Origin of the sequence: Actinomadura sp. K4S16, from assembly GCF_008327685.1 — a bacterium.
In the GTDB taxonomy this organism is placed as follows: Bacteria; Actinomycetota; Actinomycetes; order Streptosporangiales; family Streptosporangiaceae; genus Spirillospora.
The window spans coordinates 165,872-176,229 of sequence record NZ_BDDE01000027.1; the positions used below are offsets into that span (position 1 = coordinate 165,872).

Consider the following 10,358-nt stretch of genomic DNA (forward strand, 5'->3'; position numbering starts at 1 on the left):
AGGGGGCCGTTTCACGAAACGCGGAGCGGATCGGGAAACGGCCCCCTCCCCGTGACGGGGGTTCCAGGGGGTCGCCCCCCTGGGCTAAAGCTGCGCAAGCGTTAGGCCGCGGGTGAAGAGGCGTTGGGTCGCCAGGAAGAGCACGACGGTCGGTAGGGAGACCACCAGGCCGGCGGCCAGCGCGATCGGCACGGGGGTGCCGGCGTAGACGTCGGTGGTCAGCGCGGACAGTTCGGCCCACACGGGCCGGACGGTTTCCGACTGCGAGAGCGTCAGGCCGAACAGCAGGTCGTTCCAGACGAAGGTGAACTCCAGGATGAACACGGCGGCGAGGGCCGCCGCCGACAGCGGCAGGTAGATCCGCCAGAAGATCCGGAAGGTGGACGCGCCGTCCAGCCGGGCCGCCTCGAAGATCGACACGGCGACGTTGCCGAAGAAGTTGCGCATCACCAGGGCGGCCAGCGGCACGTTGACCGCCGAGTAGATGATGATCAGCCCGAGGTGGCCGTCGTACAGCGCCACCTTGCTGTAGCCGACGAACAGCGGCACCAGGAGCATCTGGAACGGCACCACCGTCCCGGCGAAGATCACCACGAACCAGGCGAAGCCGTGCCTGAGCCGCAGCACCACGATCGCGTATCCGGCGAGCGCGCCCATCAGGACGGCCAGCGCGGGCGAGACGACGCTGTACAGCAGCGTGCTGAGCAGGGTGTCGCCCACGGCGGTCCGGTCCCAGGCCTGCGCGATGTTGTCGAGCAGGCCGATGGAGGACGGCGGCCTCACCGCGTCCGACGGGTCGTAGTCGCGGGCCGGCCGGAGCGCGTTCGCGACGATCAGGTAGGTCGGGAACAGCCACACCAGGCCCAGCACCGCCAGCACGGCCCGGCGCACGTGGACCAGTTTCGCTCCGTTCATCGCGGCGTCTCCTCCCTGCTCGCCTGGCGGCGCAGGTACACGTACGAGGCGAGTCCCGTGACGGTGGTGAGCAGCACCGCGACCGCGGAACCGTAGCCGTACTCGTTGGCGACGAACACGTCCCGGTACATGGTCACGGCGAGGGTCTCGGACGAGCGTCCGGGCCCGCCCTGCGTCATCACCCAGACGATGTCGAAGTTCTTCAGCCCGGCGACGAGCGCGAGGCCGAACACGACGGTGGTGATCGGGCGCATCAGCGGCCAGACGACGTGCCGGAACATCGACCATCCGGACGCGCCGTCGATGCGGGCGGCCTCGATCGGCCCCTTCGGGATCGACTGGAGGCCGACGACGAACAGCAGCATGTTGACGCCGAGCTGCTGCCACGTCCACACCACGATCATCGCGATGGTGTTGCGGGGGCCGTCCTGCAGGAACGCGGTGTCGCCGCCCGGCATGCCGAGCAGGGTCAGGATCTGGTTCGCCATCCCGTCCGGCTGCAGGATGAATCCCCAGATCACGCCGAGACCGGCGCCGGACATCGCGTACGGCAGCAGGAACGGCAGCCGGAACCACGCGCCGCGCTTGAGGTCGTAGGAGAGGACGGCGACGAGCAGTCCGAGCCCCACCGGCAGGACGACGGTTCCGACGACCCACAGCAGCGTGTTGCGGATCGACGTGACGAGCGCATCGTCCTCAAGGAGCCGCTTGTAGTTGTCCAGGCCGGTGAACTCGGGTGAGGCGAGGCCGTCGTAGCTGGTGAAGCTCAGGTACGCCGTCCACAGGAACGGCAGGTAGAGCAGGACGGCGACGAACAGTACGGCGGGCGAGATGTAGACGTGCCGGAACCGGCCGTGCAGCGCGAACCCCTTGCCGGGGCGGGCGCCGGACGCCTTGCGGGGGCCGCCGCCCGCGGGGGGCGCCACCGCCGGCCCGGGACGGTCGGCGGTGGCCTTGTTCGTGCTCATGGATCAGTGCGACTTCCAGTAGTCCTCGTTCACCTTCTGGATGCTCTTGAGGACGTCCATGTAGGTCTCCGGCTTGTTGAGGAACTTGTCGAAGCCGCTGAGCGCCTCGGTGAGCACGGGGGCGGGCGCGGCCTCGAAGTAGCGCAGGACCAGCCGGTTGCCGTCGGAGGCGGCCTCCTTGGTGACCTTGTCCAGCTCGGGGTCGGCGACCTTGACCTTCGGGTTGCCGGACACGTCGCCGCGCGCGTTCGCCCACTTCTCCTGCGCGGCGGGAGTGATCCACCACTTGAGGTACTTGGTGCTCGCGGCGGGGTCGGGGGCCTTGCGCAGCGAGCACAGCGGGCCGCTCTCGAACACCAGCGACCGCTTCGGCAGCGCCGGGTCCACGTTCGGGATGAAGAAGAACCCGTAGTCCGTCCCCTGCTTGAGGCCGCGCTGGGTCATGCTCGTGTTGAACCACGTCCCGTTGATGACCATGGCCGCGTCGCCGGACTTGAAGTGGTCGGCGGGGTCGGCCTTGTCGCCGGGCTTGCTGAACCACCCGGCGTCGATCATCGACTTCCAGCGCTCCATCGCCTTCACGACGCCGGGGTCGGTGTAGGACGCCTGGCCCTTCGACAGCCGCTCGTACAGGTCGGGGTCGGTGCCGGCGAGGATCTGCTCGAACCAGGCGAAGGAGAACAGCGACGTGGGGGTGGTCTGGTTGAAGGGCACCTGCCCCTTCGACTTGAGCGTCTGCGCGGTCTTCTCCAGCTCCGCCCACGTCGTCGGCGGCTTCAGGTCGTACTTCGCGAAGACCTTCTTGTTGTAGAACATGCCCCAGTAGGCGGTGTTCAGCGGGACGCAGTACTGCTTGCCGTCGACGGTGTAGTACTTCTTCAGGTCCTCGGTGAGGTCGCCACTGCCGATGGCGTCCTGCCAGATCTTCGTGGTCTCGGCGACCTGGTTCTGCTTGACGATCTCTTCGAGGCGCCCGCCGGTCGTCCAGGTGAACAGGTCGGGCTTGACGTTGGTGCGGAACGAGGTCTTGATGAACGCCGTGTAGGTCGGCTCGTCGGTGTAGCCGACCGGCGTCATGCCGAGGCCGGTCTGCTGCTTGCCGAGGGCGCCCATCTGCTCGAAGAAGGGCTTCCACGCGCCCTTGTCGTTGTAGAGCTTGAGCTCGGACTTGCTCCCGCCCGAGTCGCCGGACCCGCAGCCGACGGCGAGTAGCAGCGCGCCCGCGGCGAGCGCGGTCACCTGGAGTCGCTTGGACGGCACCATGGTGAGCCTCCTTCATCGGGCGGCGATGCCCGATCGGGGTGGTCGAAGGATGGAATCAGGGAAGGGTGAACCGGCCGCACGGCGCGGGCGCCGGCGGCAGTGGGGCGGCCGCTCAGGCGAGCCGCTGTTCGATCACGTGCTTGATGTCGGCGAGGTGGGACCGCATGAGGGACTCCGCCTCCCGCTCCTCGCCCGCCTCGATGGCGGCGAGGATCGCGGTGTGCTCGTCGAAGTCGCGGACGCGGTCGTCGAAGATCCGCTGTATCGCCCGCTGCTCGGAGGCGTGCACCGACAGCAGGGAGTCGATGACCTCGCAGAGCACGGAGTTGCCCGCGACGCCGGCGACCTCCCGGTGGAAGGCCATGTTGGCCTTGTGCAGGCGGGTCTCCGCCTCCTGCCCGGCGCCGCCGAGGTCCGCGCCCGCCTGGTCGAGGATGGCGCGGAGCAGCTCGATGTCGGCGGGCCGCGACCGCCGGGCGGCGCGGCCGGCCAGCGGCGGCTCGATGAGCAGCCGCGCGTCCAGCAGCTGGAGCAGCCGGTCGGCCTCCAGCTCCCGGACGTTGGGGTTGGGGATGACCACGCGTTCGAGGTCGGCGCCCACGTAGATGCCCGAGCCGTGCCGGAGCTGGATCGCCCCGGTGGCCTCCAGCCGGCGCAGCGCCTCGCGCAGCGTCGGCGTGGTCACCGCGAAGCGCTGGGACAGCTCCCGCGCGGACGGCAGCCGGTCGCCGGCGCGCAGGCCGCCGGCCCTGATCAGCTCCAGCATGCGCTCGGTGAGGGCGTCCGCCAGGCTCGGCCGGGCCACATCCTGTGACATCGCCACCTCGTTCCCAAGAAGTAAAGTCATCTAATCACTTAGCGACTGCGCTGTCCAGCCTCCCGAAAAGACATCGCCGCAGGACGGCGCGCTGCTCCTCGAACGCGAACCGCCCCGGCCGCGCCGACATGATGCCGTCGAAACCGTGGCATGCGCCCGGCACATGGTGAAGCTCCGTGGGAACCCCGGAGACGATCAACCGGTGGGCGTAGGCGAACCCCTCGTCCCGGAGCGGGTCGAGCTGGGGCAGGAGCACGTAGGCGCGCGGGAGCCCGCTCAGGTCGCCGGCGCGCGCGGGGGCCGCGTAGGCGGGGACGTCCGTCCGCCCGCCGAGGTAGTGGCGCCACATGTGCCGGACATCGCCGCTGTTGAACAGGGGCGGCTCGGTGAACGTCCGGATGGACGGTGTCGCCATCCGGTCGTCCAGGACGGGGTACAGGAGCATCTGGAACACCAGCGGCGGACCGCCCTCGTCCCGCGCCCGCAGCGCCACGGCGGCGGCCAGCGCCCCGCCCGCGCTCCCGCCTCCGACCGCGACCCGCCCGGGGTCCCCGCCGAACTCCTCCGCGTGCTCGTGGGCCCAGGCGGTCGCGGCGCAGCAGTCCTCGAACCCGGCCGGGAAGGGATGCTCCGGCGCGAGCCGGTAGTCGACCGACACGACCGCGATCCCGTCCTCCCCGGCGAACTCCAGGCACCGCTCGTGCTCGTTCTCCAGCCCGCCGGTCACGAAGCCGCCGCCGTGGAAGTACACGAGCACGGGAGCGGGCGTCGCGCGCGGCCGGTAGATCCGCACCGGGACCGGCGGCGCGCCGGGCGGCCCGGGGATCTCCCGGTCCTCCACCTCGGCCCTCCCGTCGGACGCGGGCCGGGCCAGCGCGCGGACCAGGTCGTTCATGGCCGCGCGGGCCCGGACGGGGTCCGCGAGGCCGACGTAGGGCATGCCGTCGAGCGCGGCGGCGAGTTCGGGGTCGAGGTGCATGGGCCGGACCTCCAGGGAGTGGGAAAGGGGACGCGCCCCCGGGCGGGAGGTCACCCGGGGGCGCGGGGAGCGGTACCGCCGTGGACGGAACGGCGGCGCCGCGGCTAGGGGGATCAGCCGGAGACGGGGAGGTTGACGTAGCGCGCCCGGTAGATGCTGACGTCCCGGTAGTTGTCGTTGGCCGGGCCCTTGGTGGCGTCCAGGCTGTTGACGTTGTAGGAGATCACCAGGCTGCCGCTGGACGAGAGCGCCGCGTGCTGGTGGGCGTTGTAGGTGAAGATGTCCGGGTCGCCGTAGGAGCCGTACGGCCCGGTCTCGGGCGTCTGGTAGACGGTCTGCTCACCGCTGAACGGCCCGGCCGCCGAGCACGACAGCAGGACGTCGATCTCGCCGCCGAACGCGATGCTCGAATCCTGGTTGACCATGATGTAGTGCGTCCCGCGCCTGGTGACGCTGAACTCGTTGGAGACGCCGCTCATCAGCCGCGCCGAGTCCGCCTCGGCGGACGACCAGCCGCTCGCCGTGCGGTACTGCCAGGCGCCGCGCAGGTCCGTGCCGGCGACCCGCGCGATGTGCAGGTACTTGGTGTTCGCCTGCGTCTGGGGGTCGGTGTAGTCCTCGGTGCCGTAGACGTAGGTGTAGCCGCCGTCCTTCAGCAGGGCGGACCCCCACTGCACGCCCGACGCCGAGGGCATCGCCTGGACGGTCGGGGCGGCCAGGTTCCCGGTGGAGAAGCGGGCGAGGACGTTGTCCTTGAACTTCATGTCCCACCCGGTGCCGTTGTTCGGGTCGGGGTCGTAGTACTCGCGGTAGAGCTGCTGGACCTCCGAGCCGCTCTGGGTGAGGTCGCCCGCCCAGTACCAGTGGGCGGGCTGCGCGGGCGGCATGACCGCCTTGGGAGCGGCGGCCGTCCCGCCGTGCACGGTGGTGAGGCCCCCGCCCGTCCCCTGGACGACGAACGAGTTGTTGATGAAGGGCGTCGTCCCGCCCTCCTCGACGACCACCGGCCGTGATCCGTCCGCGTTGACCTGCCCGAGGAAGGTGTCGGAGTAGGCGTAGACGATGCGTCCGTCCGAGAGCTTCAGCGAGTACGTCGTGTCCGCGCCGGTCCAGTCGTCCAGCAGCGTGTTGCTGTTGCCGTAGGCCGTGAACTTGCCGTTGAGAGCGGTGTTCGGCGAAGCCGTGCCGAAGCTGGGCGCGGTCTGCCCGGAGCACGTGGGTCCGGCGGCGGCGTGGCCGCGGCCGTACGCGTCGGCGCCCGCCGGGACGGCGGGCGCGACCGCGAGCAGCAGGGCGGACGCGACGACGCCGGCACGGCGGCGCCACGCGTGAACGGAAGAGGGCCGATCGGGAGAGAAGAGACGAGGAGGGACGGACTCCTGCATGGGAAACCTCCGCGAGGTCGCTGCCGCACGCTCGTGCGCCCCACATCATGAGTCATCAAATGACTTGGTGTCTAGATCTTTACTCAGATTTCCGGAAGCGCCGCCGGATTGCGCGCCAGCAGCCCCCCGTCGACCCGGTATTCGGCACCGGTCACGAACGACGAGCGGGGCCCGGCGAGGAACGCCACGACCTCCGCGACCTCGGCCGGGGCCGCGACGCGGCCCAGCGGATGCGTCCGCCCCCACTCGGCGACCTGCGCGTCCTGGTCCTTCTCACCGCGGAACAAGTCGGCGGCCCAGCGCAGCATCGGCGTGTCGACCGACCCCGGGCACACCGCGTTCGCGCGGATGCCGTCCGCCGCGTGGTCGAGCGCCACCGACCGCGTCAGCGCGTTGATCGCGGCCTTGCTGGCGCTGTACGCGGCGACCCGGTCCTGCGAGACGAACGCCTGCACCGACGACACCGTGACGATCGCCCCGCCGCCCCTCCGCCGCAGCTCGGGCACGGCGGCGCGGCAGGCGAGGAACACCCCCTTGGCGTTGACGCCGATCACCTCGTCCCACAGCTCCTCGGACGTCTCCTCGACCGTCCCGTACCGCTGCACGCCCGCACACGTCACCAGGACGTCCAGGCCGCCGTGCCTGGACACCGCCTCCCCGACAAGCCACTCCATCCGCACGGCGTCCGTCACGTCGGCCACGGCGCCGGTGACGTCAAGCCCCTCACCCCGCAGCTCGTCCTCCGCCCGGCGGACCTCGTCCTCGCCGATGCCGCAGAACACCACGGCGGCGCCGTCGCGCGCGAGCCGCTCCACCACGGCACGGCCGATCCCCAGCGACCCACCGGTCACCACGGCGACCCTGCCCTCGAACTCCCTCACATGCCCTCCTCGATGACCGCCGCGCGCAGCCACAGGCTCCGCCGCGCTTGCGGCCCCAGCCTCAACGCGGTGCCGTTCGCGACGGCGGCGGCCAGCCCGTCCGTCGGGTAGCCGGCGAACGGCTCCAGACCCATCACGTAGGCGCGGCCCCACCACGGATGCCCCGTGGTCGCCCCGAACTCCTGCCACAGCCACAGGTGCGGCAGGACGTCCGCGTCCCAGCGCACCCGCATCCCGAAACCGGCCGGATCGACGACCTCGTAGCGCCCCTCGTCCAGCCCGGTGAGGTAGACGATCTCACTCGGCACCCCCGCCTCGGGGACCACATCGAGATCGACAGCCCCACCGCCTTCAGCCGGAACACGCGGCCACTCATGCGGCCCATCGGCCCGCACCCGCCGCCCGCCGGGAGCGATCGCCGTCTCGTGCGGCACGACCCGGGCGCCCTCGGCCACCCTGATCCGGTGCCCCGGCCGCAGGAAGGGCGCCCCGAACACGATGTGGTGCCCCCACATCGCCTCCAGCGCCACCCCCGACTCGTTGACCAGCTCTTCCTCGATGGCGAGCTCAGCCTCACCGCCCCTAAGCCGCAGCGTCTTGGCGACCCGAAGCGGCATCCGCCGCCCCCGCACGGTGAGCCGGACGGCGACCTCCCGAGCCTCGTCGACCACGATCTCGGCGTCCCACGGCAGCCCGGCCACCTCCCCGTGCTGCGCGAACGCCGCCCCCCGGTACGTGCTCGGCGCACCCCCGTTCGGCAGCACCTCCTGCCAGCCGCCCTCATAACCGTCGAGGAACAGGGCGACGTCGTCGCCCGCTCCCCCGGCCACGTCCCGCGGATCACGCAGCCCACCAGGCGACAGCCACACGAAGTCCATGTCGCGCGGCTTGTAGCAGAACTCCGCGATGTCACCGCCCTTGCCCACCAGAACCGTCACCCGCAGCAGCTCGTTCTCCAGGACCACGGCTTCCAGCCCGGCCCAGGTGATCTCGTGGACGCGAGCGCCCCAATTGCGGGACGGCCGGTGCCGCCCCATCAGCCCCAGTCCTCCGCACCGCTGAACGGGAAGTGCTCCCCCGCCACGTACCGGGGCCGCGGCTGGTACACGTTCACCCCCGGGTCGCCGCGCAGCAGCAGCGCAGAGGGGAACGGCAGCGGCTCCGCCGTGATCCGGGTCGAGGTCGGGATGTACCGGATGGTCAACCCGCACCGCCGATGGGGCGACTCGTTCGCGTTGCTGCCGTGCATGATGTTCGGGTGGTGGACCTCGACGTCCCCGGGCTCCAGGACGAGATCCACCGCGCGGGACTCGTCCACGCCCACGGCGCTCTCCACCCCGAACACCGCGTCGGCGTCGTCCCGCTCCCGCACCTCGTGCAGGCCCTCCCTGTGGGTGCCTGGGATGACCCGCAGGCACCCGTTCTCCGGCGTGGACCGGTCGATGGCGAGCCACAGCGTCACCACGCGCATCGGGTCGAGCGGCCAGAACGCCCCGTCCTGGTGCCACAGCACGGCCTTCCCCATGTAGGGCGGCTTGGAGATGTAGGCGGACGCGAACAGCGCGATATCGGGCCCGATGAACTGCTCCGCGACATCGAGCAGCCGGTCGTCGGAGACCAGCCGTACCCAGAAGGGGTCCTTGGCGACCAGCTCCGTGGAGAGGTCCTCTCCGGTCCGGTCGGGATACCGCTCCTGCAACCAGCGGACGTGCTGATCCGCCTCGGCGACCAGCTCCGGATCCAGCACGTTCCGGAAGATCGCGTACCCGTCCTCGTCATAACCCCGCAGCGGCATGGGCGTCCCCTTCTCACTCAGGCGCGACACCCCGAAGTCTGAGTCATCAGATCACTTGCTGTCTAGATGTGTATCGTCGCCTCTGCCGCCCGAGAGAGGAAGCGCCATGCCGACCGTCGCCCTGATCGGCGAATGCATGATCGAACTGAGCCACCTCACCCCCGACCGCCTCGCCCTCGGCTACGCCGGCGACGTCTTCAACACCGCCGCCTACCTGGCCCGCACCGCCCCCACGGCCGACGTCCAGTTCGTCACCCTCATAGGCGACGACCTCTACAGCACCCAGATGCGCGAATCCTGGACCGCCCACGGCGTCAACTCAGACCTCACCCGCACCGTCCCCGGCGGCCAAGCAGGCCTCTACCTGATCCGCACGGACGAAGCGGGCGAGCGGACGTTCCACTACTACAGATCCCAGTCAGCCGCCCGCGCCCTGTTCGGTCCGACCCACCCCCCGGAGATCGACGACGCGATAGCGGCCCACGACCTCGTCTACCTCTCGGGCATCACCCTGTCGATCCTCACCACCGACGCCCGCGCAAGGCTCCTGAACGTCCTGGACGAGACCCGCCGCCGCGGCGGCATGGTCGCCTTCGACGGCAACTACCGCCCCGCCGGCTGGCCCTCCTCCAAGGCCGCCGCCGAAGCCATGTCCGCCGTCCTGACCCGGACCGACATAGCCCTCCCCACCCACACCGACGACCAGGCCGTCTTCGGCGACAGAACCCCCACAGACACGATCAGACGCCTAAGAAAGGCAGGAGTCCCCGAGATCGCCGTAAAACAGGGCGCCCAGGGCTGCGTGATCGCCGACACCAGGACCCAGATCCCAATCCCCGCCGTCCCCCACGTACAAGTGAGAGACACCACAGCCGCCGGCGACGCCTTCAACGGCGCCTACCTGGCCTCCCGCCTAACAGGCACACCCCAAAAGCAAGCAGCCGAAACAGCCACGACCCTGGCCGCCGAGGTAATAACCCACCGAGGCGCCCTACTCCCCCCACCCCACCCAGCAAGAACCTGAACTCCCCGCCTCAAGGCCGGAGCAAGGCAAGACCAGCGAAACGAGCCACCAGGCGAGCCGAAACCACCAGCGCCCCCACAAACCCGCACCCGACCTCCCGCACGGCACGAGCGAAGCGAGGGCCAGTCCGCGAAGCGAGCCGCCAGGCGAGCCGAAGCGCCAGAGCAACCCCCACAAACCCGCACCCGACCCCACGCACGGCACGAGCGCAGCGAGGGCCAACCGCGAAGCGAGCCGCAAAACGAGCCGAAGCCCCCCGCACCCCCACAAACCCGCACCCCACCCCCACGCACGGCACGAGCGAAGCGAGGGCCAGTCGCGCAGGGAGCCG

The 10,358-nt window shown here is 70.6% G+C and carries 10 protein-coding genes; 1 reads left to right on the forward strand and 9 read right to left on the reverse strand.

The genetic code is table 11. From position 1 onward, the window contains the following. Nucleotides 1-84: 84 nt before the first annotated feature. The 9 genes from K4S16_RS39410 to K4S16_RS39450 all read right to left on the reverse strand — a co-directional run bounded on the left by K4S16_RS39410 (nt 85) and on the right by K4S16_RS39450 (nt 9,003). Nucleotides 85-915: a carbohydrate ABC transporter permease gene (locus K4S16_RS39410; protein WP_149264191.1), complete on the reverse strand. Its 831-nt coding sequence runs from the start codon at nt 913-915 to the stop codon at nt 85-87. Next, entirely contained in the window at nt 912-1,883 is a 972-nt protein-coding gene (locus K4S16_RS39415; protein WP_149264192.1) for a carbohydrate ABC transporter permease, read from the reverse strand. The genes K4S16_RS39410 and K4S16_RS39415 overlap by 4 nt, the downstream gene beginning before the upstream one ends. A gap of 3 nt (nt 1,884-1,886) precedes the next feature. Beyond that, on the reverse strand, nt 1,887-3,146 hold the full coding sequence (locus K4S16_RS39420) for an ABC transporter substrate-binding protein (protein WP_149264193.1): 1,260 nt from the start codon (nt 3,144-3,146) through the stop codon (nt 1,887-1,889). A gap of 112 nt (nt 3,147-3,258) precedes the next feature. Further along, the gene (locus K4S16_RS39425; RefSeq protein ID WP_149264194.1) at nt 3,259-3,963 is read right to left on the reverse strand and encodes a FadR/GntR family transcriptional regulator; all 705 of its coding nucleotides are present in this window, start codon (nt 3,961-3,963) and stop codon (nt 3,259-3,261) included. A gap of 34 nt (nt 3,964-3,997) precedes the next feature. Beyond that, nucleotides 3,998-4,942 carry an alpha/beta hydrolase gene (locus tag K4S16_RS39430; RefSeq protein WP_149264195.1) on the reverse strand — a complete coding sequence of 315 codons (945 nt, stop codon included), beginning with the start codon at nt 4,940-4,942 and terminating at the stop codon, nt 3,998-4,000. A 113-nt stretch (nt 4,943-5,055) separates the two neighbouring features. After that, on the reverse strand, nt 5,056-6,327 hold the full coding sequence (locus K4S16_RS39435) for a DUF4185 domain-containing protein (RefSeq protein WP_149264196.1): 1,272 nt from the start codon (nt 6,325-6,327) through the stop codon (nt 5,056-5,058). 83 nt (nt 6,328-6,410) lie between these two features. Continuing rightward, nucleotides 6,411-7,208 carry an SDR family NAD(P)-dependent oxidoreductase gene (locus K4S16_RS39440; RefSeq protein ID WP_149264197.1) on the reverse strand — a complete coding sequence of 266 codons (798 nt, stop codon included), beginning with the start codon at nt 7,206-7,208 and terminating at the stop codon, nt 6,411-6,413. Continuing rightward, the gene (locus tag K4S16_RS39445; RefSeq protein ID WP_149264198.1) at nt 7,205-8,245 is read right to left on the reverse strand and encodes a DUF4432 family protein; all 1,041 of its coding nucleotides are present in this window, start codon (nt 8,243-8,245) and stop codon (nt 7,205-7,207) included. The genes K4S16_RS39440 and K4S16_RS39445 overlap by 4 nt, the downstream gene beginning before the upstream one ends. Then, entirely contained in the window at nt 8,245-9,003 is a 759-nt protein-coding gene (locus tag K4S16_RS39450; protein WP_149264199.1) for a phytanoyl-CoA dioxygenase family protein, read from the reverse strand. The genes K4S16_RS39445 and K4S16_RS39450 overlap by 1 nt, the downstream gene beginning before the upstream one ends. A gap of 106 nt (nt 9,004-9,109) precedes the next feature. On the opposite strand from K4S16_RS39450, the gene K4S16_RS39455 reads away from it, so the two are divergent. After that, the gene (locus K4S16_RS39455; protein ID WP_160161176.1) at nt 9,110-10,027 is read left to right on the forward strand and encodes a sugar kinase; all 918 of its coding nucleotides are present in this window, start codon (nt 9,110-9,112) and stop codon (nt 10,025-10,027) included. The last annotated feature ends 331 nt before the right edge of the window (nt 10,028-10,358 follow it).

Bases quoted from the DNA above. Each gene is read 5' to 3' on its own strand.
- K4S16_RS39410 (WP_149264191.1), bottom strand. From the start codon at position 915: ATGAACGGAGCGAAACTGGTCCACGTGCGCCGGGCCGTGCTGGCGGTG.
- K4S16_RS39415 (WP_149264192.1), bottom strand. From the start codon at position 1,883: ATGAGCACGAACAAGGCCACCGCCGACCGTCCCGGGCCGGCGGTGGCG.
- K4S16_RS39420 (WP_149264193.1), bottom strand. From the start codon at position 3,146: ATGGTGCCGTCCAAGCGACTCCAGGTGACCGCGCTCGCCGCGGGCGCG.
- K4S16_RS39425 (WP_149264194.1), bottom strand. From the start codon at position 3,963: ATGTCACAGGATGTGGCCCGGCCGAGCCTGGCGGACGCCCTCACCGAG.
- K4S16_RS39430 (WP_149264195.1), bottom strand. From the start codon at position 4,942: ATGCACCTCGACCCCGAACTCGCCGCCGCGCTCGACGGCATGCCCTAC.
- K4S16_RS39435 (WP_149264196.1), bottom strand. From the start codon at position 6,327: ATGCAGGAGTCCGTCCCTCCTCGTCTCTTCTCTCCCGATCGGCCCTCT.
- K4S16_RS39445 (WP_149264198.1), bottom strand. From the start codon at position 8,245: ATGGGGCGGCACCGGCCGTCCCGCAATTGGGGCGCTCGCGTCCACGAG.
- K4S16_RS39450 (WP_149264199.1), bottom strand. From the start codon at position 9,003: ATGCCGCTGCGGGGTTATGACGAGGACGGGTACGCGATCTTCCGGAAC.
- K4S16_RS39455 (WP_160161176.1), top strand. From the start codon at position 9,110: ATGCCGACCGTCGCCCTGATCGGCGAATGCATGATCGAACTGAGCCAC.